This window comes from Eggerthella lenta DSM 2243 (assembly GCF_000024265.1).
Taxonomy (GTDB): domain Bacteria; phylum Actinomycetota; class Coriobacteriia; order Coriobacteriales; family Eggerthellaceae; genus Eggerthella; species Eggerthella lenta.
This window is the reverse complement of record NC_013204.1, coordinates 2,380,359-2,405,728: the sequence shown is the minus strand read 5'-3', so window position 1 is coordinate 2,405,728 and position 25,370 is coordinate 2,380,359. Positions and strand designations below refer to the sequence as shown.

General features: G+C 56.3%; 19 protein-coding genes. 14 read left to right on the top strand and 5 right to left on the bottom strand.

Annotated elements, in window-relative coordinates; translation table 11 throughout:
- The first annotated feature begins 19 nt into the window (after positions 1-19).
- The 4 genes from ELEN_RS10275 (at position 20) to rfbD (ending at position 6,232) form a co-directional block, all read left to right on the top strand.
- Complete coding sequence (locus ELEN_RS10275; protein WP_114522544.1) at positions 20-1,882, top strand: DUF2142 domain-containing protein; 1,863 nt, start codon at positions 20-22, stop codon at positions 1,880-1,882.
- A gap of 155 nt (positions 1,883-2,037) precedes the next feature.
- A complete protein-coding gene (locus tag ELEN_RS16430) occupies positions 2,038-4,287 on the top strand; it encodes an NlpC/P60 family protein (RefSeq protein ID WP_211307116.1) in 2,250 nt (749 codons plus the stop codon).
- 137 nt (positions 4,288-4,424) lie between these two features.
- Entirely contained in the window at positions 4,425-5,327 is a 903-nt protein-coding gene (gene rfbA / locus ELEN_RS10265; protein ID WP_015760921.1) for a glucose-1-phosphate thymidylyltransferase RfbA, read from the top strand.
- A 2-nt stretch (positions 5,328-5,329) separates the two neighbouring features.
- Positions 5,330-6,232 carry a dTDP-4-dehydrorhamnose reductase gene (gene rfbD, locus ELEN_RS10260; RefSeq protein ID WP_015760920.1) on the top strand — a complete coding sequence of 301 codons (903 nt, stop codon included), beginning with the start codon at positions 5,330-5,332 and terminating at the stop codon, positions 6,230-6,232.
- 10 nt (positions 6,233-6,242) lie between these two features.
- Here rfbD and ELEN_RS15940 read toward each other — a convergent pair whose 3' ends face one another.
- From ELEN_RS15940 to ELEN_RS10245, 3 genes are read right to left on the bottom strand one after another with little or no spacing between them, the layout of a single operon-like run.
- Positions 6,243-7,457, bottom strand: a complete 1,215-nt coding sequence (locus tag ELEN_RS15940) for a DUF4422 domain-containing protein (protein WP_015760919.1) — start codon at positions 7,455-7,457, stop codon at positions 6,243-6,245.
- Positions 7,458-7,463: 6 nt separating this feature from the next.
- On the bottom strand, positions 7,464-9,308 hold the full coding sequence (locus ELEN_RS10250; protein WP_041691645.1) for an ABC transporter ATP-binding protein: 1,845 nt from the start codon (positions 9,306-9,308) through the stop codon (positions 7,464-7,466).
- Between the two features lie 14 nt (positions 9,309-9,322).
- Positions 9,323-10,123 carry an ABC transporter permease gene (locus tag ELEN_RS10245; protein WP_015760917.1) on the bottom strand — a complete coding sequence of 267 codons (801 nt, stop codon included), beginning with the start codon at positions 10,121-10,123 and terminating at the stop codon, positions 9,323-9,325.
- A gap of 226 nt (positions 10,124-10,349) precedes the next feature.
- Between ELEN_RS10245 and rfbB the strand changes: the two genes are divergently transcribed.
- The 6 genes from rfbB (at position 10,350) to ELEN_RS10210 (ending at position 18,007) form a co-directional block, all read left to right on the top strand.
- A complete protein-coding gene (rfbB, locus tag ELEN_RS10240; RefSeq protein WP_015760916.1) occupies positions 10,350-11,351 on the top strand; it encodes a dTDP-glucose 4,6-dehydratase in 1,002 nt (333 codons plus the stop codon).
- 9 nt (positions 11,352-11,360) lie between these two features.
- Positions 11,361-11,933, top strand: coding sequence for a dTDP-4-dehydrorhamnose 3,5-epimerase (gene rfbC, locus ELEN_RS10235; protein WP_015760915.1), 573 nt, complete (start codon positions 11,361-11,363; stop codon positions 11,931-11,933).
- A 13-nt stretch (positions 11,934-11,946) separates the two neighbouring features.
- Positions 11,947-14,445: a glycosyltransferase family 2 protein gene (locus ELEN_RS10230; RefSeq protein ID WP_015760914.1), complete on the top strand. Its 2,499-nt coding sequence runs from the start codon at positions 11,947-11,949 to the stop codon at positions 14,443-14,445.
- Positions 14,446-14,617: 172 nt separating this feature from the next.
- Positions 14,618-15,778, top strand: a complete 1,161-nt coding sequence (locus ELEN_RS10220) for a glycosyltransferase family 2 protein (protein WP_015760912.1) — start codon at positions 14,618-14,620, stop codon at positions 15,776-15,778.
- A gap of 102 nt (positions 15,779-15,880) precedes the next feature.
- Positions 15,881-16,981: a glycosyltransferase family 2 protein gene (locus tag ELEN_RS10215; RefSeq protein WP_015760911.1), complete on the top strand. Its 1,101-nt coding sequence runs from the start codon at positions 15,881-15,883 to the stop codon at positions 16,979-16,981.
- Between the two features lie 3 nt (positions 16,982-16,984).
- A complete protein-coding gene (locus ELEN_RS10210; protein WP_015760910.1) occupies positions 16,985-18,007 on the top strand; it encodes a glycosyltransferase in 1,023 nt (340 codons plus the stop codon).
- Here ELEN_RS10210 and ELEN_RS10205 read toward each other — a convergent pair.
- Entirely contained in the window at positions 18,004-19,113 is a 1,110-nt protein-coding gene (locus ELEN_RS10205) for a glycosyltransferase family 2 protein (protein ID WP_015760909.1), read from the bottom strand. The two genes, ELEN_RS10210 and ELEN_RS10205, sit on opposite strands and share 4 nt — an antisense overlap.
- 132 nt (positions 19,114-19,245) lie before the next feature.
- Between ELEN_RS10205 and ELEN_RS10200 the strand changes: the two genes are divergently transcribed.
- Together ELEN_RS10200 and ELEN_RS10195 are read left to right on the top strand one after the other, a co-directional pair.
- Positions 19,246-21,333 carry a DUF6541 family protein gene (locus tag ELEN_RS10200; protein ID WP_015760908.1) on the top strand — a complete coding sequence of 696 codons (2,088 nt, stop codon included), beginning with the start codon at positions 19,246-19,248 and terminating at the stop codon, positions 21,331-21,333.
- Positions 21,334-21,431: 98 nt separating this feature from the next.
- Complete coding sequence (locus ELEN_RS10195; RefSeq protein ID WP_015760907.1) at positions 21,432-22,292, top strand: LicD family protein; 861 nt, start codon at positions 21,432-21,434, stop codon at positions 22,290-22,292.
- Positions 22,293-22,310: 18 nt separating this feature from the next.
- On the opposite strand, the gene ELEN_RS10190 is transcribed toward ELEN_RS10195, so the two are convergent.
- Positions 22,311-23,108 (bottom strand): glycosyltransferase family A protein, encoded by a 798-nt coding sequence (locus ELEN_RS10190; RefSeq protein WP_015760906.1) that lies wholly within the window; start codon positions 23,106-23,108, stop codon positions 22,311-22,313.
- Between the two features lie 91 nt (positions 23,109-23,199).
- Here ELEN_RS10190 and ELEN_RS10185 point away from each other — a divergent pair, with 91 nt between their 5' ends.
- A complete protein-coding gene (locus ELEN_RS10185) occupies positions 23,200-24,054 on the top strand; it encodes a LicD family protein (protein ID WP_015760905.1) in 855 nt (284 codons plus the stop codon).
- A 14-nt stretch (positions 24,055-24,068) separates the two neighbouring features.
- Complete coding sequence (locus ELEN_RS10180) at positions 24,069-25,295, top strand: lipopolysaccharide biosynthesis protein (protein WP_015760904.1); 1,227 nt, start codon at positions 24,069-24,071, stop codon at positions 25,293-25,295.
- Positions 25,296-25,370: the final 75 nt, after the last annotated feature.

Below are 25,370 nucleotides of genomic sequence, written 5' to 3'. Positions count from 1 at the left end.
GAGGAGCTGCGTCAAATGTGTGGAAAAGATAGTCGAAGGGCAGGGTAGACCTGGCATGTTGGATCGAGTTCACCTGGATGTGCGAAAAAAAGAATTGCTTAAGTGCATTGCAAAGGTTCTTTTGCTTTCCTTTCTGCTGGCAGTCGTTTTTGAGGCTCTGACGTTGTTCGGAGCCCCTGTGGCAAGCGTTTTCGATCTGAGCGCTTGGAGCAAAAAACGAATCGTGACCGTTTGGGTTCTTTTCGTAGTTAGCTATTGTGTGTGTCGATATCTTGGAGTGTTCGATTCGTTATGCCGATGGGCACGCAGCGTCTATCGGCAAAAGTCTTTCTTGCTACCTCGTCTCCTTTTCTGCGTCGGAGGATTCGTCGGCTCTGGGGTCGTCGGGCTTTTGGGAACTATGCTGTTTTCCTTAACGGGAGCCTACCAGCCGACTGTTGCTCTCGGGCTGTTCTTCTTTGCGGTTTGCGGTAGCATTTTCTTGGTTTTCGCCAATCGTCGCTTTTTGGCGAGGGAACCTGAGAAGATTTTTGTTCCTGTCGGCATCACGCTCGGCGTTTTGGTGTGTTTGCTTACGCCTGTGCAGACTAGTGTGTCTTGGGATGATCACATACACTACGATTTTGCAAATGCAGTGTCATATCTGGTTTCGCCAGAGTATAGCCAAGCAGACATGTCTTTGTTGAATCCGCCCTACATTGGCGGAGGCGACTACAGTCATTGGATGTATCAGGGCGATGCTTACGGATCTCTGATAAGCGAATTGGATGCAGAAGGCTTGGCTCCTGCGATAACCGTTGATGGTTTCGGTTCTGTTTACGGTTCTTCGACGTTAAGCTATCAGGCGCTTGGATATATTCCAAGCGCTCTAGGGCTGTGGCTTGGGAGATTGCTTCATCTTCCGTTTACTTGGATATTCATCCTTGGGCGGATATCGAATGTGCTGTTCTTTTTCACGTTGGTCTTTTTTGGGGTCAGGGGCCTTAGATCTCAAAAGATGCTCGCATTGGCGTTCTCTTTCTTGCCTACGGTTGTATTTCTTTCCGCCAATTACTCGTATGACACATGGCTTACCGGCTGGATTCTTTTCGGATTCTTGCGGTATCTTTCCTGGATGCAAAAACCAGATGAAGCACTGACCTTTAAAGAAGTATTGTTGGTTGTGCTCTCCTTTTTGATAGGTCTTGGTCCGAAAGCAATTTATTTCCCGATTTTTATCTTGCTCTTGTTTATTCCGAAGTCCAAATTTAAGACTAAAAAATTCGCTTTTAGATATCGGGCGGCGATGATTTGTTCGGCTCTTCTCGTAATGGCTACGTTCTTGTTGCCGTTTGTCGTTCAGGGCCCTGGTAGCGGGGATACTCGAGGGGGCTCAGGTGTGAATTCCGCGGGTCAGGTTGCTTTCGTTCTTTCCGATCCCTTAGGGTACCTGAATGTCCTAACGAGGTTCTTGTCGGAGTACCTGTCTATTCCGAACGCCTCGAATTACACTAGCTTCTTTGCTTACCTCGGGATGTCTTCATGGGGAAGCCTACCGCTTGTAATCCTCATTCTCGTTGCCGCTACCGACTTGAATGAGCATTCTTTCCGTTACGCAAAATGGCGCTATCGTGTTGCCGGGTCCTTGCTATTAGTTGGTACGTCTGCATTGATGGCATCGGCTCTATATGTTTCCTACACTGCAGTGGGGTCGAATACGATAGAGGGCTGTCAAGGCCGTTACTTGCTTCCCCTTGTGATTCCTTTCCTGGCTTTGTTTTTCAACAGCAAAATCATTAACGAAAACTCGAGAAAGGGATACAACCTCGTCATTTTTGTAGTGTCGTTTGCCCTACTAACTACTTCGATCTTTGAGCTTTGCATGCGAGTTTATACACCATAGTATTTGGCTTTCGAGAGGAATAACCTTCCTTTTCAAAATGTGTTCATATGCATTGCGACTGTATCATCCGATCTGCTTACTGTTCCAAACGATACGGAAAACATGATATCATTGCAATATTATTGTGGATATTTTATGCAGTAAGGGGCTTGATTGTGACCGATATACTCAGTTCCATCAGATCGGCTCATAAGGTGGCGCTTTTGGCATTGTTCGTCACCCTATGCGGGGTGCCTACATGGGCGTACGGTGATGTGGCAATTGAGGATGGTTTAGATGCTCCGGTTATATTATTCGGAGCATCTGGCTACCAAATGGAAAAAGATGAAGCTCCTTCATACGATATTCTTCCAACCGACTTGAATGCTGCTGGCACTGATTCCGAACTGGTGTTTGACGATGATTCGGAAAACGGCGGAAAGGGAGTTGGCGATGCTAGCCCGGGTCAACTCTCTGGCGACTCTGCAGGAACTTCGGACGGATCCGCTAATCTTGAGAAGGCGGTGGACGTTACCGTGCCCGGCGAGGTCGACAAAGCGGCTCGGGGTGAGACCCATGCGCCAGAAATAGAGTTAGAGGAGCTGGAGGAAGAGCTTTCTGCGACCTCCGAGCAGATCGTTGCCGACGGCTGGACGGTCGGCGCCGACGGATCGGTCCTCTACTACGAGGGCGGGTCGGCCCTCACGGGCTGGCTCGTGGACGACGGCTACCGCTCCTACGGCCTGCAGCGCTACTGGTTCGACTCGGCCGGCCGCCTCGTCGTCGGATCGCTGGCCGACGTCGGGGGCGGCGAGTGGGCCTACGCCCGCCCCGAGGGCTTCGTGGTGCGCGGCAAGTACGTCGCCGCCGACGGCAGCGTGTACCTGGCCGACAACGACGGGCGCCTGGAGCGCGCCGGCTGGGTCGTGACCGACTCCTACGACGGCGGCATGCAGCGCTACTGGGTGGACGCCTCCACCCACGCGGCCGCCACCGGGTTCTTCGAGGCGGAGGGCTCGTCCTACTACGGGCTCCCCGGCGACGGCCGGGAGCTGCGCGGCGCGGCGGCGGTGGGCGGCGAGCTCGTGGTGGCCGACAACGACGGCCGGCTCCTCGAGCGGGGCTGGGCCGTGACCGACGCGTTCGGCCAGGGCCTGCAGCGCTACTGGTTCGAGGGCTTCCGCGCGGCCCGCTCCCTGCTGGCCGACGTCGGGGGCGGTGAGTGGGCCTACGCCCGCCCCGAGGGCTTCGTGGTGCGCGGCAAGTACGTCGCCGCCGACGGCAGCGTGTACCTGGCCGACAACGACGGGCGCCTGGAGCGCGCGGGCTGGGTCGTGACCGACTCCTACGACGGCGGCATGCAGCGCTACTGGGTCAACGCCTCCACCCATGCGGCGGCCACGGGCTTCTTCGAGGTCGACGGGGCGTCCTACTACGGAAACGCTGCTACTGGTTTCGTCGTCAGAGGGCGGAATGTTTGCGATGGGGGCGTTCTCCTCTCGGATAACGATGGCAGATTGGCATCGGGCGAAGGGTGGCTTGTTTCTCGGGCTTACTCGGATGGTCTTGAACGCTACTGGCTTTATAAAATGTCGAACGGTTACGTTGCCGCTCGGGTCGGTTTCTTCACGGCATCCGACGGGAAAGCGTATTATGCGTACCCCTCCTCGGGCACGGTAGCTCGGGGAAAGACCTCGTATGGCTCCGGCGTACTCTTGTCGGATAACGAAGGTGTATTGGTGGAGAATATCGCCGGTGAAGGGTGGCTCGTTACGGGGCTATACGACGACGGCATGCTTCAGCGTTACCGTATCGACAAGTCGTGCGGCGGCCACTTAGGCGCGCATGTGGGTATGTTTTCTCTCGAGGGCGATTTCTATTATGGGCTTCCGTCAGTGGGGTACGTGTTGCGAAACGCAACGAGCATGGTGGACGGTAGATGGTGCAACGCTGATAACGACGGTACATTGACTTTCATCGCGAACAGAGCATTCCGGCTTTCGGATGGTACGTATCAGTGGACAGACAGCTCTGGTAGGGTGAACCAGAACGAGGCTATGTCGCGACTGATGAGCGCCGCTCATTCCGTCTTGGGCGTCCCTTATGTTTGGTTGGGCAACTACCCCGAAGACGGGGGCATGGATTGCGCGTCTTTCACGTATTGGTGCTACAAGCAGATAGGCATCACCATAGATTTCGAGACATACGGGCAAATCCACGAAGGCCGTGCTGTTTCCCTGTCCGAAGCTCGACCTGGTGACCTTATCCTGATGTATTTCTCATCTCCTGGGGTTCCCGAGCATGTTGTCATGTATGCAGGCAACGGTATGGTGTACGAAGAGCCTACGTTTGGCGGGCATTGTCAGTATGTACCGCTCTCTTCGAAAAACGCTTGGGATATTGTAGTTCGGAGGATACTAGCCTGATCTATTTGATGTACGCTCAATGAACGACATGTCTGTTTCGAATACTCTTGCTTAGCTAGGCGCGTAAGACCCCAAGCTATTGGCTATAATGTTATTTTGAAATTCAGGCATATATCAAACAATCTAGGAGTTCTTTTGTGAAAGGCATTATTCTTGCTGGCGGCAGCGGCACCAGGCTGTACCCGCTCACTACGGTGACGTCGAAGCAGCTGCTCCCGGTGTACGACAAGCCGATGATCTACTACCCGCTGTCGGTGCTCATGATGGCGGGCATCCGCGACATCCTGGTCATCTCGACGCCGACCGACCTGCCGAACTTCGAGCGTCTGCTCAAGGACGGCTCAGACTACGGCGTGAACCTGTCCTACGCCGAGCAGCCCAGCCCCGACGGGCTCGCGCAGGCGTTCATCATCGGCGAGGAGTTCGTCGACGGCGACTCGTGCGCGCTCGTGCTGGGCGACAACATCTTCTACGGCAACGGTCTGGGGCGCCATCTTCGCACCGCCGTGGAGCGCGCGGAGCGCGAGGGCGGTGCCACCGTGTTCGGCTACCACGTGGACGACCCCGAGCGCTTCGGCGTGGTCGAGTTCGACGAGAACTTCAACGCGGTGTCCATCGAGGAGAAGCCCGAGAATCCCAAGAGCAACTACGCGGTGACCGGTCTGTACTTCTACGACAGCCGCGTGTGCGAGCTCGCCAAGCAGGTGAAGCCGAGCGCGCGCGGAGAGCTGGAGATCACGACCCTCAACCAGATGTACCTGGAGGACGGCTCGCTCAACGTAGTGACGCTCGGCCGCGGCTACGCATGGCTCGACACGGGCACCATGGAGAGCTTGTTCGAGGCCTCCGAGTTCGTGCGCGCCGTGGAGCGCAGCCAGGGGTTGAGCGTCTCGGTGGTGGAGGAGACCGCCTACCAGAACGGCTGGATCGACCGCGAGCGCCTGCTCGCCGCCGCTGACAAGTACGGCAAGTCGGTGTACGGCCAGCACCTGCGCAAGGTGGCCGAGGGCAAGATCGTCCCGCACAAGGAGGCCATGTGAGCATGAGGATACTCGTCACCGGCGGCAACGGCCAGCTCGGCAACGAGCTGCAGCGCATCCTGCGCGAAGGACGCTCCGAGATCGGGTCGATCCCCGGCGTCTATGCGGACGCGGAGGTCGTGGCCACCGACGTGGCCGAGCTCGACGTGACTGACGCCGACGCCGTCATGGCCTTCGTCGCGCAGGGCGGCTTCGACCTCATCGTCAACGGCGCCGCCATGACGAACGTCGACGGCTGCGAGACGGCCGAGGACGCGGCGTTCCGCGTGAACGCCGAGGCTCCGGGCAACCTCGCGCGCGCCGCCGAGGCGGCCGGCGCCAAGTTCGTGCAGGTGTCGACCGACTACGTGTTCTCGGGCACCGACCCGGCGCCGCGCGTCGAGAGCGACCCGACGGGTCCCGTTTCCGCCTATGGGCGCACGAAGCTGGCCGGCGAGGAGCGCTCGCTCGAAGCTTGCAGCCGCTGCTTCGTGGTACGCACGGCATGGTTGTACGGCTACGTGGGTAAGAACTTCGTCAAGACCATGATGCGCCTCGGGGCGGATCGCGACGAGGTCACCGTGGTCGACGACCAGCTGGGCAACCCCACGTCGGCGAACGATCTGGCACACGAGATCCTCGAGATCGCTGCCACCGAGAACTACGGCGTGTACCATTGCACGAACGAGGGCACCTGCTCGTGGGCCGATTTCGCGCAGGCCGTCATGGAAGGTGCAGGGCTCGACTGCACGGTGGCTCGCTGCACCTCCGAAGAATACGCGGCTATGAACCCCGCGTCGGCGAAGCGCCCGGCGTATTCGTCGCTGCGCAACAAACACCTCGAGGACACCGTGGGCGACAAGATGCGCCCCTGGCGCGAGGCGCTGTCCGCGTACCTGAAGTACCTACCCGAGATGGAAGGCTGAGTGAGAAGCTCTAATCCAGCACGGGTAGTTTTTCGGCTTTCGCGATATATCGCGAAAGCCGTTTTTTATTGATGCGCTTTCCCGTGCAAGTGCGCTCAGAGGAAAGCGCCTCTCGTTTTTCTAACGAAGGTGTCTGCAGATTCTCGTATCCTGTTGCATGATTACGCTCTGAGGGAGTAGAGAGGTAATGTGAAACATATGCGAGGGGATCGTCTCCGTATTCGGGCTTAAGTTCAGGGTGTCCTTGCATGTAGGAAGCAACCGAAAAGCAAGGATGCGCCATGCGTTTTTCGCGCGCACCATGCACAATGAAGTGCTGTAGCGATTCTTGGGGATTGTCTGAGTAGGCTTTTGCCAAGTCTTCATTATGCGTAAGGTAAAAGCGATATTCGAACACCTTCGAGTAGTCGATTCCTTCGTAGACAGGCTGAATTGTGGGGTACGACAATCCAACGTCAGATCGGACAAGTGGAGGTTTCTTTAAGGGCAACACGCTGCTATCGTCGGGATGGATGGGGTCAAAAATAGGATATTCGACCACGTCGATACCTTTGGCCTCGAGATACACGTTCATAAGGCGCTCTGCAAGGAATCCAAATACTCTTTTTTGATAGTCGTCTCGATCAAGATAAGGGTCGATGCGTTCTTCGAGTCGGCTTTCGACCTCAAAAAGCCAGCGGCAGTACTCATCGAATAGTTCTTTTCTGCATATGAGCATATTGAAGGGATGGAGATAATCGCGTTTCATGCAGAGCCTGAAAGCAGGATGGTACGACCGAAAATACCGTTTGATTACCCTGTCGAGCTGAGTGAGATCGGTCGAAGAGTGACATGTTCTGTACTGCTCAGCTGCAGAGCAGAGATATCCATCAAGTTTGCTTGTGCAGAATGTCCGTTGTGCAACGATGCAGTCGTGCTTGGAGAGAGCGGTCCTTATCTCTTGTTCTGATAAAGGTTCGTTGCATTCGGTGGAAGATCGGAAATACCTTCGATAGTGAACAAGTCCTGTAATGTCGCTCTCATTGTTATGCAGTATCCAGTTGACACCTGTCAACTCGCAGAAGGTAGCATTTTTGTACGAGATATCGTCGACTCCCGTATCGTCGTATTGCCAACCGTCGCGTCGGTTGGCTTCAGGGCACCGGAACGCTCCGACAAAAAGCGGCTGATATGGCTGGTTCGTGTGCAGCTTCATGTGCTTGTGGGCGGCGATGTAGATTTTCATGATCGGTTAGGCTGGCTGCACGGGGTTGGGGTCTTCTTCCAGCGCTTCGAGCAGCAGCTCTCGATCGAGACGCGACAGCCCGCTTTCTTTACCGATGAATGTCATGTGCTCGATGCCGTGTCCTTCTTTCGCAATGAAGTCGAGACATTGCGCGATGTCGTCGAGATCCGTAGGGTTCTCAAGCAGGAGGGCGGCCTTGCGTTTCCCGGCGTACGCCCCGCTTCCAAGTAGCTCGGGCCATTGGGAGAGAGAGAGGGAAGCGGCGCAAAGTTCGCTGACGTTATGGTGCTTCTCTTTGAGTTCTTGCATCGTTTTGCGGCAGAGGGCAATAGCTGTTTTCTGAGAGGACTCGAGTGCGATGCGGTCAACTTTTAGTCCCAATTGTTCAAGGCGTAGATCGACGGCTCTGTCGACGGAGGGACCGACGATTATGGCACGATCATAATGTCCTTCGGAGACAACATGTGCTATTTGGTCCAATCGAGGCTCGTCAAGCGTTACGAGAATCGGGCAGTTTAGGCTGCACGCCAAAGGTGCAGCCGCTATAGATTCGGGATTGTCATTGAAGTCAACCAGCATGACAGCGTTGCCCCAGACTCCTCGAGATAGCCCATATCGATGAATGTCGACGGATAAATCGAAAGGATCATCTTCGGTATTGGAGAATTCGATTATGTCTGGCTGCCAAGGAAGTTGTTTGAGTTCGAGCAAGGGTTCTGAAGCATGCACTCCGCAGTCAATGTAATATATGCGCGAAGGTTTTGCTTCACGCAGGGTGGCTCCAACCGCATCGGGGAGTCGATCGGGTTTTGTTGGGAGGATAGGAGCATCGAGCGCTCCTGCAAGACTGCTGGCCATTACGGCGTTGATATGAGAAGTTGCGGATACGACCACTGCCGTGTCGAAACCGTTGTCCCATCCTTGAGTCGCGAGTTGGACGCTGATGCCGTGTGCATCGTCACCCGTGATTATGTCGAAATCGTCGTCTTCGTGATCTTTCTTCTGCGTAAGGGCTTCGAACACTCTTTGTTCGGACTCCGCACTGCCTGGTCTGCCTCCGAGACCTCCGTAAACACGACATACTCTTGACGCATCGCTCAGCATGCGGGTGTGTCCCTTTTCGATCCAGATTGCCTTGTTGCAGAGGCGTTCGATTTGATCATTGTTGTGAGAAACGATCAGGACGGTCACGCCGTGCTTCTCGATCAACTCGCTGATGCGATCCTCGCACTTCTTCTGAAACATGAAGTCGCCGACGGAGAGCACCTCATCGACGACGAGGATCTCCGGAACAATGACGGTTGCAATGGCGAATGCGATGCGGGCCACCATGCCGGACGAGAAATTCTTCAGCGGCATATCAAGGAATTTCTCTATTTCAGCGAATTCGACGATCTCGTCAAAGTGTTCGTTGATGAAGTCTTTCGAATAGCCTAAGAGCGCGCCGTTGAGGTAAACATTTTCACGGGCAGATAGCTCCGTATCGAATCCTGCGCCCAGCTCGATAAGGGGGGCGATGTTGCCGTTGATTTCGCAGGTTCCTTGGGACGGTTCCAAAACTCCAGCGATGATTTTGAGAAGGGTCGACTTTCCAGAGCCATTGGTTCCGATTATTCCAAAGACATCGCCTTTTTTTACTTCGAACGATATATTGTCAAGTGCGGTGAAGCCTTCGAAAAAGAGTTTACGGCGCGCTATTTGAATGGCATATTCTTTTAAACTGTTCAGCTGCTCTGAGGCCATATTAAACACCATAGAGACCTGGTCGACCTTGATCATAGTATCGCGATCGTCTCCGGCGCTTTGATCGGATAGCTCTCCCAACGCGGATGTGTTGACGTTTTCTGGCATGGTCGATTTTGCTCCTACACGTAGAGGATAAATTTCTTTTGTTGCTTGCGAAATACGGCGAAACCTATCGCAAGGGCTATTGCGCCGCATCCGAAGCAGATGAGATTCTCCATGAGGCCAGGCGTCGTGCCGTACATGAAGATTTCTCGGAAGTAGGTAACGTAGTAGTACATCGGGTTGAATTGCATGATGCCTGCTACCTCAGGAGGGAGAATTTCGATAGAGTAAAAGAGAGGAGTGGCGTAGGTCCAGGCTGTCAGCACGACGCTCCATAGATGCATGACATCGCGGAAAAAGACAGCAAGAGAAGACAGCAAGAGGCCAAGACCTAAGCAAAACATGAAGAGATAGAATAAAAGAACGGGTAGGAGCAGGAGATTGAGGGTAGGCGTTACTTGGAAGTAGAGCATGACGATTGCGACGGCAACGAGCGAGATGGCGAAATTAAGTAACGCGAACATGACTTTCTCTAAAGGGAACAGCATTTTATTGATACGTATCTTCTTGATAAGGGGCGCAGAGTCGATAATGGATCCCATGGCGCCCGACGTGGCATCGGACATGAAGGTGAACAGAGTTTGCCCCAAAATGAGATAGACCGGGAAAGGCTCGATGGTCCCACGGAAAACAAAGGAGAAAACTACGCTTAGGACGATCATCATAAGCAGGGGATTGAGGACGGACCACAGTATGCCGAGTACGCTACGCCGATACTTCAGCTTAAAGTCTTTGCCAACGAGAGATGTCAGGATAAACCAATCGCGCTTCAGCTGTGTAATAGGTGCACTCATGATGCGAATCGCTGCCTCTCCCATGTAGAGCGCCCCTGCGCTCCTGTTCTGCTTGTTTCGTAAAGCAGCATGATAGCATGAGGTTTAACTGCGTCCTGCGTTTTCATGAGTTTCTCGCAAGAAGCGCGGCGTTTCTCTGCCGGATTCGGACGATTGTGGATAAAAGCGCTTTGCATGAAAATCTTTCGGTGGAAGGGCTGCTGCGTTTATAATCATGCAAGCTCGTAATACCTACGTACTAAGGACTGATATGGAAACCTACCTGGTCACCGGCGGAGCCGGATTCATCGGAAGCAACTTCGTCCACTGGGTGGTGGACAACCAGCCCGAGGTGCACGTCGTCGTCCTCGACAAGCTCACCTACGCCGGCAACAGGGAGAACCTCGCCGGGATTCCGGACGATCGCATGACCTTCGTGCACGGCGACATCTGCGACGAGGAGCTGCTCGAGAAGATCGTCCCCGGAATCGACGGCATCGTGCATTTCGCCGCGGAGTCCCACAACGACAATTCCATCGCCGATCCGGAGCCGTTCGTGCGCACCAACGTGCACGGCACCTTCCGCTTGCTCGAGGCGGCGCGCAAGCACGACGTGCGCTTCCATCACATCTCCACCGACGAGGTGTACGGCGACCTGGCGCTCGACGATCCGGCGCGCTTCACGGAGGAGACGCCGTATTGCCCCTCGAGCCCGTACAGCTCCAGCAAGGCTTCATCGGATCTGCTCGTGCGCGCGTGGTTCCGCACCTACGGCGTGAGGGCGACGATCTCGAACTGCTCGAACAACTACGGCCCGCGCCAGCATATCGAGAAGTTCATCCCGCGCCAGATCACCAACGTTCTCACCGGCATTCGCCCGAAGCTCTACGGCGACGGCCTGAACGTGCGCGACTGGATACACACCGAGGACCACTCCTCGGCCGTGTGGGCGATTCTCACGAAGGGCCGCCTGGGCGAGACGTACCTGATCGGGGCCGACGGCGAGAAGAACAACATCGACGTGCTGCACGCCATCCTCGAGAACATGGGCAAGGACGCGGACGACTTCGACTGGGTCAAAGATCGTCCCGGTCACGACCGCCGCTATGCCATCGACTCCTCGAAGCTGCGTTCCGAGCTGGGATGGAAGCCCAAGCACACCGATTTCGCCGAAGGGCTCAAGGCGACCATCGACTGGTATCGCGACAATCCCCAGTGGTGGCAGGACGCCAAGGAGGCCGTCGAGGCCAAGTACGCGAAGCAAGGACAGTAGGAGGCCGACATGGCAGCAGGAGACAGCGTCAAGCACGGCAACTTCACGTTCACCGAGACCTCCATCGAGGGGGTTCTCGTCGTGGACGTCACGGCCTACGGCGACGAGCGCGGCTACTTCGCCGAGACCTACAAGCGCCCCGATTTCGTCGCGGGCGGCATCGATGCAGAGTTCGTGCAGGATAACCAGTCCTCCTCGACCAAAGGCGTGCTGCGTGGGTTGCACTTCCAGATACACCACCCCCAGTCCAAGCTCGTGCGCGTGGTGTCCGGAGAGGTGTTCGACGTGGCCGTCGACCTGCGCCCGGGCAGTGCCACGTACGGCGCATGGGAGGGCGTGGTGCTGTCGGCGGAGAACCGCCGCCAGTTCTTCGTGCCGCGCGGGTTCGCCCACGGCTTCCTCGTGCTGTCCGACATCGCCGAGTTCTGCTACAAGTGCGACGACGTGTACCATCCCAACGACGAGGGCGGCCTCATGTGGAACGACCCCGAGATCGGCATCGAATGGCCCATACCCGAGGGCATGGAGCTCGTGCTGAGCGAGAAGGACAAGGCGCACCCGGGGTTGAGCGGGCTCTCGTAGCTTCAACGTCGCGATGAGAATAGACCTCAAAACCATGTGCCGTGGCGACGGCAAGGGATTCGTGCTTGTCGAGCTGCACGATGTCGGCGCTGCTTCGACCGTGGCGCTTTGCGTTGCGGACGAAAAGGGGACGGTCGTCCCCTCGGGTCTGTATTCCTATTTGGAAAACGGCCCCGAAGGTGTCGGCCCCGAAGGTGTGGCAGCTCCTCCAAAAACATGGTACGACGAGGCGCGTTCCTGGTGGTGCTGCGCGGTGCCGGCATCGCGCAGCGTCCGCGCTGTCGCGGTTATCCCCCTGCTTGAAACGAATGCGTGGACGCTCGCGTTTTCGGCTGTCGACGACGGGGGCCGCGTGGTGGCCGAGGCCGATGCGCGCATCGGTGCGACGGCTCTGAAGTGGCGTTCGCGTGTGAATTATCGACTTCGGTCGCAAACGTGCCGATCCATTCGGGATATCGACACGCGCGGCGATGCCAATGCCGCTGCGTCGTTTACGCGCGTGATCGAGGATGGCGAGCACGCGATCGTCCGTGCGCACGTCAACGTGCCGTTCTTCGAGTCGAGCGTCCTCGATTGCGCTCTGCTTGACGGACGAGGATGCGTGCTGCATGCAGAGCCTCTCGTGCTCGAGGATACCCGTTACCGACGAAGCTCGACGGGCGATGAACGGAGGGCGTTGACTTTGTCGGTTCGCACGCCGCTCGCGCAGCGTCTCGTAACGCTGCGCGTGGTGGACGAAGAGGGGCTGTTCGCCCCCTGCTTCGCCACGCTCGACGAATGCTCCTTCGATAGTCTGTTGAACTCGACGCGCGAGGAGACGATGAGTGCAGAGCGCGACCCTCGTTACGACGCGTGGTTCAAAGCTCGAGCTGCAACCGCTTCGCACTTGGTTGCCCAATCCGGCGAAACGGTGTCTCCTGCTCCGACGTTCAGCATCGTCGTCCCGCTGTACCGCACGCCTGTCGAGTATTTCAGGTCGATGCTCCAATCGGTGCAGCGGCAGAGCTATGGGGGGTGGGAGCTGATTCTCGTCAACGCCTCGCCCGACGACGGCCGGCTGGTCGAAGAGCTCGAAAACGTTTCCGACGCTCGGGTGCGCGTCGTGAATCTTGAGGAGAATCACGGCATTGCGGAAAACACGAATGCGGGTATTCGTGTGGCGCAGGGCGATTTCGTCGCCTTCTTGGACCACGACGACGTTTTGGCTCCGGATGCGCTGTTCGGGTACGCCCGCGCGGTATGCGACGATCCTCTCGTTGATATCGTGTACTGCGATGAGGATCGTATCGATTCCGTCGGCGTCCATCATGCGCCGTTTTTCAAGCCCGATTTCTCGCCCGAGCTCCTTAACGCTCAGAACTACATCACGCATTTTCTGGCCGTACGAAAGAGCCTGATCGAAGAGATCGGCCTGCTCGATGCGACGTTCGACGGCGCGCAGGATTACGACCTTGTTCTGAGGGCGACGGAACGGTCGCGTTCGGTCGCCCATATTCCCCGCGTGCTGTATCACTGGCGCATGCACGAAGCTTCTACGAGTATGAACTCCGATAGCAAGTCTTACGCTGGCGAGGCCGGGCGTGCCGCCCTGGAGGCTCACTGCCGTCGTTGCGGATGGAGCGCGAAGGTTGAGCGGACCGATTTGCCGTTCGCCTATCGCGTGCGTCATGAGCTTGTCGAGCGCCCCAAGGTGTCCATACTCATACCCAGCAAAGACAAGACTTCGCTCTTGTCCGCTTGCGTGGAAAGCATCGTCGAGAAGACTTCGTACGACAACTATGAAATCGTGGTCATCGAGAACAACAGCGTGGAGCCGGAGACGTTCGCCTACTACGAGGAGGTGCAGCGTCTCGGCAAGGCGAGGGTCGTCGAATGGCCGGATACGTTCAACTTCTCGAAAATCATGAACTTCGGCGTGCGACAGTGCGACGGGGACTACGTCTTGTTGCTGAACAACGACACCGAGGTGATCACGCCGAACTATCTGGAAACGATGCTGGGATATTTCCAGGCCGAAGGCGTGGGGGTTGTGGGCGCGAAGCTCCTGTTCCCCGATGACACCGTGCAGCATGGGGGAGTGGTCTTGGGCCCGTACCGTTCGGCGGGTCATCTGTTCGCATCGCTGCCCAAGGACGATCTGGGCTACTTTTGTCGTGCGGTGCTTCCCCAGAACCTGTCTGCGGTGACCGGCGCTTGCCAGCTCGTCCCCCGCTCGGTGTTCGAGGAGGTCGGAGGCTATACCGAGGCATTCGAAGTTGGCCTGAACGACGTCGACTTCTGCCTGAAAGTGCGTGAAGCCGGTTATCGAGTCGTATGGACGCCCGACGCGCTGCTGTACCATTATGAATTCTCCTCTCGCGGGCGCGACAGGGAAGGCGCGCAGGCGGAGCGGGCGGAGCGTGAAATCGCGTTGCTGCGTACGCGCTGGCCACGGTATTTCGAGGCGGGCGATCCCTACGTGGGACCCAATGTGAGTCCTGATTCCCTCTATTTCGGATTGGACTGCCGATGAGGGCCTTGTCGGAGGTCGATTCTGTCGACGCGCGCGACGAAGCGCTGACGCGGGATATTCTCGCACGTTTCGTCGCGCAGAAAGAACTCGAGCTTGAAGAGAGCGAGGGCGTGGTGGATTCCGTCCGCATCGAGTACGAGCGGTCGCTCTCGTATCGGATAGGGAGGTTCCTTTGCCGGAATTCTCGATAATCATCCCGGTGTACCATGGCGAGCGATGCGTGGAGCAGTGCATCGCGAGCTTGACGACGCAGTCTTTCGGCGATTTCGAGATCTTGTGCGTCGACGATGCGAGCGAGGACGGATCAGCAGCGGTGCTGTCGCGGTTGAGCGAGGAGGATCGACGCGTCCGCGTCATCGGCCTTGAGCGAAACGGAGGGTGCTCGCGCGCTCGTCGCCTAGGTGTTTTGAGCTCGAAGGGCGACTACGTGCTGTTCGCGGATCAGGACGACGCGTACGCCCCCGGAGCTCTCCAGCGCCTCCACGATGAGCTTGTAGCCGACCCTGTGGACATTCTCGCGTTCGACGCCGATGTCGAGAGCGTCGACGGCGTGGGAGAGGAGGAGGTTCGCGGCGTTCGGGAGTGGATGAAGGCTCCGCAGGTTCGACTGAGCGGCCGCCGCGTTCTCGATGCGTGCTTCCTGGACAACGAATACGGGTATTCCCTGTGGAACAAGGCCTACCGTGGCGATATGGCGCGGTGCGCGTTTGCGGCGACCGAAGACGAGACCGTTCCCCTGGGAGAGGACAACTACGCGTACTTCGTGCTTGCGTATTTCGCCGGGTCGCTTCGCGGGATTCCAGGTGCGCCGCTGTACCGCTATCGCTATGGGGCCGGCTTCACGGGCCATGGTTCGATGAGCCTTGCGGCATGGAGGCGCACGTCTACGCTCGCAGAGGCCGCTGACCTCATCCGTAGGTTCTTGGAGCGTCAGGGGACGTGGATCGAGTACGAGGATGTCCACGCCGCCGCTCGCGCGCATATGGTCGAGTACGCGTTCGATCACTATCGAACCGAGATCTCCGAAGAAGATCGCTCTCAGGCTCTTGCCATCGCCTTGGAGTACTGGACGTACGAAGAAGTGCTCGAGGGTCTCGCACGCTCTGCGCCTGGTGATTTGCCCCTGCTCGTGGATGCGCGCTTCGGTGATGATCCTGCGCGTATCGAACTGCGAGAATGGGTTGAGGAGCAGGCGGACACCCTTTCGAGGATGGATGAAATCGCTCGTGCGCGACGCGAAGAGGCTGCCCGGCTGCGGGAGCGGTACGAATCGTCCCGGGCATATCGTCTCGGGCGAAAGGCGACGGCGCCGCTGCGATTGTTGAGAAGATAGCCGCGACGCTGCGTGCAAACGAACCGATTCGTTCGTGATACCATGAATGAAAGCTATGAGCTAAGGACGATGTCGTCGCAAGGTGACGTTGAAAGGAGCAGCATGCCCGGGCCGTCGGTCAGCGTTATCGTTCCCCTGTACAATGCGGAAGCGTTTGCGGCGCAGTGCATTGATAGCGTGTTGGCGCAAACGCTGCGCGAATTCGAATTGATCTGTGTCGACGACGGTTCCGACGACGGCACATGCGAGATCGTGGAGGAACGTGCGCGCCGTGACGAGCGCGTGGTGCTCGTCAGGCAGGCTGCCAACGCAGGGCCCGGTGCGGCGCGCAATGCCGGGTTAGACAGGGCGCGCGGCCGGTACGTGTACTGTCTCGATGCGGACGACTACCTTGAGCGCGATATGCTCGCCCGCTGCATCGAAGCCCTCGACGGGACCGGTGCGGATATGGCGCTCGTGGCGTTTCGCACGTACAACGAACAGGTGGGTAGGGTTTTTCCGGCCGAATGGGGCATGCGGCACGAGGATACGTACCCATCGTATCCGAACGGTACGTTTGCGTGGGAGACGGCTCCCGACTTGTTTTTCGAGACCGTGCAGAACGTGCCGTGGAACAAGGTGGTGCGCCGCGAGTTGCTGGAAGTGCGGAGGATCCGCTTCCAGAACCTGCGTCTGACGGAGGACCTCATGTACTCGTTGCCCGCGGCAGTGGCAGCGTCGCGTGTTGTCCGGGTCGCCGAACCGCTTGTGGTGCATCGGGAATTCGCCGGCACGAATGCTATGGCCGACAAGGGGCGCTATCCCCTTGATTTCCTCGAAGCGTTCGCCGAACTGCGTCGATGGCTGTGCGATAACGGGGTGTACGACTCCTTACGCACAGCGTATCGAACCTGGTTGCTCGATGCCGCGTACTACAATCTACCCACATACCGCGATTTCGAAGCGTTCGCCGTCACGTTCGAACGACTGACCGCGGACGATCTGGGTGCGTACGATCTGGCGGACTGCGATCCGGCGCAGGTGCGCGACCATCGTCACCGTGCGTTGCTCGAAGCCCTCCAAACGCTGTCGCGCGAGCGCTTTTTGCTGGCATGCGCCAACATCGAGGCGGCTGAGGTGCAGGAGCAAAAGTGCGGATTCCAGAATATTCAGACATCGTTGCGCTGGCTTTTCAGCCGCGCGCGCGATCGGATGCGAGGATAGGGTATGGCGGCTGTTTCGATCATCGTTCCCATGTACAACGTGCGCCCGTATATCGGCGAATGCCTTGCGTCGCTCAAGCGGCAGACGTTTTCTGATTTCGAGGCTATCTGCATCGACGACGGGTCGACGGACGGCACGCTCGAAGCCGCGCGCAATGCGGCAGGGGATGACGAACGATTCGTTTTCGTCGGCCAAGTGAATGCGGGACAGTCTGTCGCGCGCAATGTGGGGATCGGCCTTGCGACAGGGCGTTCCGTCCTTTTCCTGGACTCCGACGACTACTATGAGGATCGAGCGCTGCAGACGCTGTTCGATCATGCCGAGCGCGATGAGCTCGACGTCCTGTTCTTCTCCGCTCGCACGGTGTACGAGGATGCGGAGTCCCGTGCGCGGTATCGCGACGATTATGAGGATCGAGCGGCCATCGAAGGCATTATGACAGGGCAGGAGCTTTTGGAGCGGTTTGCCGAGAACCGCTCGTTTTCGGTTTCGCCGGCGCTTCAGCTGATTAGGCGCGACTTCCTGACGGAATCGGGCATCTCGTTCTTCGAGGGCATCGTGCACGAGGACAACTTGTTCACGGGTCTTATTCTTGCCCAAGCCTCGCGTGCGGCGTTCCTTAACGAGCAGCTGTATGTCCGTAGGGTGCGTGCGGGCTCTACGATGACGTCGCAGCGCGAGCTGCGCCACGTGTACGGGCATTTCAAGAGCGCCTACGAGCTGGAAGCCTGGTTGCGCGCACATGTGGCGTCCTGTCGTCCTGGGTTCGCCCGCGCGCTGCTGCGCCATATCGCCTTTTGCTACGATAGGGCTGCGTTCGACGCGCTGTCGCTCGGTGGGGAGGGGCTTGAGGGTTGCGCCGGCTCGCTCGACGCTGACGAGGAGCTGTCGTTTCGCCTGCACGTGATCGAGCATGCGAACGAGATGCGCGCCGTACGCTCCGAGTACGCCGATTCGACGTCGTATAAAGTGGGCAGCGCCGTCATGGCGCTGCCGTGCTGGGTGAAGGATCGACTCGGGCGCTAGGCCTTGCCTTCGCGGCTGCCCTTTTTCGCGAAATAGCTTTTCATGGCGTACCAGGTGAACGAAGGGCCGACGTTTTTCAAGTTGTACAGCCCCTGCTTTACGAGTCCCCAACTGTAGGGGATGCTGCTGATGCGGGGTTCGGGCATGCTGCGCAGGTCGGCAAACATCCGCTTGCATCCGGGAGATATCTCCGCATCCGAAAGCACGAGGTTGGCGTCCATGCGCTCGAACATGCGCGTGGCTGCTTCGCGGACGTCGCTTCTGGTGAGGGGCACTTCTTCGATGATGCCGCTCAAATAGGTGAACCCGCGGCTGTTATGGGCGCGCAGCACGGCTTCGTCGCGCATCCCGAGGTTTTCAAGCACGTCCATCATGTCGTTCCAGCGCTCTATGGGCAACAGCGTGTTGTTCAGCGCGAACGACTTCGATTTCTCAGGCGTCTCCTCGCGATAGCAATAGTACGGCGTGTCCAGATAGGCGATGCGAGCCGTTTGGCACAGCGTTTCGACGAGGAACGGGTTGTCCGCCCAGCCGGCGCCCGGGTACTCGCGAAAGCGGATTCCGCGAGCATCGAGAAACTCCTTGCGATAGATAGCCGACCAAATGGACGGGTGGTGGGTCAGCAGATGCGCCGCATCGCCGATTGCAAAAGGCTGCCGGCTTGGCTTGATGCGGTTGCGGTAGCTGCAGTTAAGCTTGCGCTGCTCGGGAGTGTCGGGCATCCAGATGCGCCAGTACGGGGTCTTCACGATGTCCACCGGGCCGTCAAGCGTTGCTGCGAAGCCGAGCATGTCGGCGTACATGCCGGGCTCGATCCAGTCGTCGGGCTCGACGATGGATATCCAGGTGCCGTGCGCCTCCTCAAGACCGCGGTTGCAGGTTGCGCCGTAGCCTTGGTTCTGCTTGTCGATGACGCGGATGCGCTCATCGCGATCGGCGTATGCCTGCATGATGGCAAGCGAACCGTCGGTGCTGCCGTCGTTGAGGCAGATGATGTCGAGCTCGCGGTGCGTCTGCGCCAAAACGCTGTCGAGGCATTGTTCGAGATACGGCTCGGCGTTGAATATGGGAACGATGACGGAAAGGTGCGATGGGACTGTTTTCATGCGATCGATTCCTTTGAAGAGCTTGTTTGACAATAGGCTGCAAATGGCAGTGGTTTCGAATGAGTGCAGTATCTTGCTAATGATAGCGTAAAATGTCCTTCTGATGTTCCGGAGGCGGGGAGGGTGTGTTCTATGTGGGGTATGTTTGCGTTGGCGGTAATGACCGGTGTCTTGTTTCTGTACGTCCCCGGCGCACTGCTTCTGCGGGCTGCTCGCGTTACGGGGCCGGCGTGTTTCGCATGCGCTCCTATGGTGTCGCTCGTGTTGTACATGCTGTGCGGCGTGGTGTACAGGCCCCTTGGCGTATTTTCGTCGTGGTTTTCGGTATTCGTCCCGATCCTGTTCTTCTCCATTATGTTGTTTGCATTCGGCTCGATATGCGGGAGGGGCACCGTCATTCGCATCGCTCCTTTTTGCCTGGTTCCTGAAAATACATCTTCGTGGTGGACTCGCGTGCGATCGTCCGAGTGGGCTATGCAAGTATTGTATGTATTGTTGGGGATCGCTGTCGCGACAGTGTTCTTCGCTGTGTTTCTGGGCAGCCCTGAAGCGTTCATGCAAGAATACGACAACGTTCACCATCTGGATACAGCACGAAGTTTCGTCGATTCGGGAAACTGGTCGCCATTTGGGGCGATGCCGTACGGAACCGAGGCTGACGTTCGGATAAATCCCCTGCTTGGTCAGGGATATTATCCAACTGCGTGGAGTAGCATGGTGGCTCTTGTGGTAAGCATGCTGGGGGTATCGGTGCCTCTGGCGGCGAACGCTATCAATTTCACTTTTGTGGCGATCGTGTTCCCTGCAAGCATGTTTCTTCTCATGAGGACCATATTCTTTGAGAAGCCTGGGGTTATCGCGTTCGGATCTTTGTGCACGCTCGGGTTTTCTGCGTTTCCTTGGATGTTTTTATTGTTTGGTCCGCTGTATCCCAATGCCGCCGCGTTTGCCGTTATGCCGCTGCTTGCGGCGTGCTTTGTCGCCGTTTTCGCCAGGGAAGCGCCGATACGTTCGCGCGTTTGCTCTGGAACTCTGTTCTGTGTTGGCGTTGTGTGCTGCGCCTTTACTCAGCCGAATGCTGTGTTCACTGCGGCGGTCTTTCTCGCTCCCTTTTGCGTCGTTCAGGCCGTTCGCTTGGCGGATATGCTTCCTGATTCGGGGAACCGCCGTCTCGTTCAGATCGGGATCGGGGTGTTTGTCTGTCTTCTGATTTTAGCTGTATGGTATGCGTTGAACAAAGCTCCTTTTTTGCAGAGCGCCGTCTCTCATTCCTGGCCTGCTACGGCCACTCGGTTCCAAGCGTTTCTGGATGCCCTTTCTTTGGGGTTCAGGGCTTTGGGCGCGCAAGTTTTGTTGGCTTTCCTAGTGATCGTTGGCGCACTGTACACGCTATGCGAACGTCGTTATCTCTGGATTGCTTGCTCGTATGCTCTATCTGCCTTCATGTATGTCGTTTCGGCATCTTCGGATGGCCCATTGCAGCACCTGGTTTCAGGGTTTTGGTATACGGACTCGTACCGCATGGCCGCTATGGCAGCTTTGTTTGCTATCCCCCTGGCAAGCTTGGGCATGTGGGCCGTCATGGGAGTTTTCAGAAAAAGCGCATGCAAGCTTGTGAGCCATGCCGATTACCGTCGCTTGTCCGTTGCATGCTCGGGCGTAGTCGTCGTTGCCTTTCTTCTGGGCAACTACTATCCGGCTTTGACGACTCCTCTTCGTGATTCAGGGGTGTCGGCGCTTGGTTCGACGGTGTCGGGTTTGCGTTTGGCGAGTGACGAACGGGTGCCTACCGTGTACGATGCGGAAGAACGCGCTTTTGTGCGGGAGGTCAAGAAAGTTGTTCCCGACGATGCCCTGGTCCTCAATGTGCCTGACGATGGAAGCGCATTCGCTTATGGCACGGATGAGCTTCGCGTGTATTATCGTTATTTGAGGACGTACGGAGAAGAAAACGAGACGCAAGAGAGCAAGGCAATTAGAACGGGCTTGAACGAACTCGCCTCGAATGAAGACGTGCGATCTGCGGTGGAGCATGTAGGAGCAGAGTATCTCCTCCTGCTTGACCGAAAGGGCGTGCCAGGAGAGCGAAGGTTCTTGTTTACGTATGAGGACGGAGAAAAGTGGAATGGCGTTGAGTCGGTGCAAGACGATACACCTGGTTTCGAAGTGGTGTTGAGTAGGGACGATATGCGCCTCTATCGGATCGTCGCACGCGCATGATCCGGTTGCGTTACAATACCGTTCGACGCGTCGCTCCGTGTAGGAGCGTCGACGCAAAGCACCCGCATATGAGCATCACGGAATAGAAGAGGATTGCAATGAGGGAATATGATGACGCAACGCTGAAGCGATTGCAGAAATGCGAGCTGATACTCCTGAAAGATTTCGTCGAGATATGCGAAACGGAAGGGCTCATGTACTTCGGGCTGGCGGGTACCGCGCTGGGAGCTGTGCGTCATAAGGGTTTCATCCCATGGGATGATGACATCGACCTGGGTCTTCCTCGGAAAGACTTTGATCGTCTCGTTGAGGTTGTTCGTTCTGAATACGCCAATAAGTACGAGATCATGAACGCGGCGAGCGACATCAATTATCCTCTTCCGACGACGCGCATGATGCTCAAAGGTACGCAGTTTTGCGAAGAGACGTTGGCTGATATCTCGTGCGATCTGGGGATATTTCTTGATTTGTACGCATTCGATTCGGTTGCGGACGATGATAAGGCGTATCGAAAGCAGGCTTGGGATGCATGGTGGTGGTCTCATGTTCGGATTTTGCTGAGCATTCCCAAACCGGTGCTTCCTTTCAGAGGCCTTTCCCGTACCGTCGCGCTGAAGTTGTGCCAGCTTGGCTCGGCCGTTTTTCGCATGGCCGGCATTACGAGTGAGAAAGCGTTCGAGAAGGAAGAGGCTGCGCGCAATCGCTTCAATGATCGCACCACGAAACGAATTGCCTATCTGTGCGACACCGACCGTTTCTCGCAAACGATCTCGTGGGACGAGCTTCTGCCTTTGAGGAAGCTTGAGTTCGAAGGCCTGCTCCTGAACTTTCCCGCAAACTATGAAGAGCATCTTGCAGGTTTGTACGGAGACTACATGACGCTGCCGCCCGAGGATCAGAGGAAGAATCATTTCCCTGCTCGTTTGGACTTCGGATCGTGGGCTGCGAAGTCCGAGTAAGGAGGCGGCAACAAGGGCTTAGAAGCCTTCGTTGCTGTCCTGCCCCTTGGCGTACAGTTTGTAGATCAAAGACGCGATTGGCTTCGGCCAAAAGCATTGGAGCATTTGGAGATCCTCGGATCCGCGACTTGCGTTTTGGATGAGCCGCGACGTTTCCGAGTCTTCGTGGATGCGGTGATACATCTGTATCGTGGGGTTGTAGAGAAAATCCCCTTCCATGCCTGCAAGAGCCGTCCAAGCTTGCCAGTCCAAATCGGAATGGAAATCAGCCTTGAAGAAACCCGGCGTCAACTTGCTTTTCACGAGCGTGACGGAAGGACAGCAGATGGGGGAGCCGAATGAGAGGATGCGGCGTCTGATGAACTTGCTCTTCCTGGTCGCTTTGGCTTTGAGCGGGCTGAGCATGAATCGCTTGACGCGGAGAAGCTTGTTGTCGTTGACTTCGGTGCCGTTGCGCAGCTCTCCGTAATCGGTGAAGTAAAGTAGCGGATCGTCCGAAGTGCTGACGAGGTCAAGCAGGCTTTCGAGGTATCGAGGGCAGTAAAGATCGTCTTGGTGCGCGATAGTGACCAGCTTGGTATCCACGCTCTCGACGGCGTTGTTCCAGTCGGATGCGATGCCGGGTTCCGTGTCGTTGATGACAAGGGGAACTGAGTGCTGTTCGCTCAGCCGATGAATACTGTCGTTTGGCGTTGATGTTACCATGACGATGTTGGGCGCAATGGTTTGTTCTGCGAGAGATTGCAGGCAATCTTTGAGGAACGGGCTCTCTTTATAGGCGCATACGACGAAGGTGTGGTCTGATGACGAGAACATATTTTCTTCCTGTATAGTATGGCTTTGATATTGGGATGGCACAGGAACAACGATATCGTATTTTCAAAACAAGTAACAAGAACGGAACGACATGACATACAAAGAATACGAGAATCCTGAGGAGCTGCGAAAGCTGCAGCTGATTTCAGTCGATCTGCTCAAAGAGTTCGACAGGGTATGCGAGATCCTGGATATACCGTATTTTCTTTATTCGGGGACTGCATTAGGGGCGGTACGCCACAAAGGCTTTATTCCTTGGGACGATGATATTGACTTGGGAATGCTGCGAAAGGACTATGATCGGTTTTTGTCCGAAGCTCCGAAGGTTGTGGGGGACGATTATGAGGTCGTCAATGCGCTTTCGGCCCCTCATTTTCCTGCATGTAATGCGAATTTGTCGTTGAGGGGGACGTACTGCGTTCCGGAAGAATTTGCAAATTGCCCCTATCAATATGCAATTGGATTGGGATTGTATGCATTCGATTACGTGGTTGATGATGAAAAATTGTTTCGCAGACAGTGTCGCAGGACATGGTTTTGGGGTCGTCTTTCATTTCTTCGCGCAACGCCGAAGCCTCATCTGTCTTTGCGAGGATGGAAGAGGGTTTTGGCTTCCGCAGCGTGTTATGCGGCTCATGGTTGCATGAAGCTCATTCATCTCTCGCCGCAATGGATATATATGAAATGGGAGAAGGCGGCGACTCAATACAATGATCGAGGAGGCGATCTCGTTGCTGATTTTGCCGACCGCGATCCTTTGACTTGGTCTGCGCGAATCGACGAGCTGTTCCCTACGAAAAGGGTCGAGTTTGAGGGTTTGATTCTGCCAACTGCCCGTGAGGACGATGCTATGTTGACGCGAGAATACGGCGACTACATGCAATTGCCCCCATTGGACGACCGGAAAAACCATTATCCGTCGCGACTCGATTTCGGGAATCGCTGACTCCTTTCTGCATTATGGCTGCGAACAACACTCAAATCAAGAAAGACTACTTCTGGAACACGCTCGGTAGCGTAATGAGCGCGCTTGCGAGCGTGCTCCTGCTGATGATTGTGACACAGGTCCTCGGAGCGTACGAGGGCGGAATATTTGCCTTGGCGTTTGCCGTAGCGCAGCAGTTTCAAACGCTGGGTCAGTATGAAATGAGGCCATATCAGGCGACCGACGTCGAAAGCAAATACTCATTCGGGGTATACTATGCGTCGCGCATAGTGACTTGCGTTCTCATGGTGGTTGGAGTTATGTTGTACGCGATGTACTCGAATGGATTCGGGTACGAGGCGCTGTTGCTTATTCTTCTTGCAGGGTTGCGGTTCTTTGACGCATTCGAAGACGTATTTCATGGAATGTTTCAGCAGCGTGGACGGCTGGATATTGCGGGTAAAGCATTCTTTGGTCGCGTATTGGCGACGGTTGTGTCATTCGCTCTATCGATATTTGTTTTTCGGGACATCCTGGTGGCGTGCGTCATTTCCATTATCGTTTCAACGGTATTTATGATCGTCTTGAACATTCCGGCTGCCAGGACGTTCGTCAGAGTGAAGCCGATGTTTGACTTTCGAAAAATACGACAATTGCTCGTCGCTTGCTTTCCTCTTTTTTTGGGCTCGTTCTTGTTGATATATCTCGTAAACGCTCCGCGCTACGGTATCGAGAGCCTGCTCTCGAAGGAGTACCAGACGTATTATGCCATTCTTTTCATGCCGGCCATGGTCATCAACCTCGTAAGCGGTTTTATATTCAAGCCGTTGCTTACCACATTGGCGAAACGATGGTCCGAAGGCTCGAAGCGGGGTTTCGTGGCGATTATCGCAAAAGGGTTGCTAGCGGTGTTCGCTACATCCGTTCTTGCATTGCTGATAGCATATCCTTTGGGCATCCCGGTGCTTTCGTTTCTGTACGGCGTCGATTTGTCGGAGTTCCGATCGGTGCTTCTCGTGCTTTTGGTCGGAGGCGGATTCAATGCTGCGAGCGTTATTCTCTATTACGGGATCATAACCACGCGCCACCAAAACATTGTTTTGCCGGGATATGCGCTTGCTGCAGCGGTTGCCTTTCTTCTGACCAATGCGATGATCGGGCAATTTGGAATGATGGGTGCAGCCTTTCTCTATGATGGCATCATGGCGCTTCTTGTGCTCATCTTCGGTCTGTGCAATGTGTATTACATCAAGCGCGGGTAAGCATCTCTCAGGTACCTTCTACGCAAGTACGTATCCGTCTGTTCATTTTTTATACAACCTTTACAAATATGAACA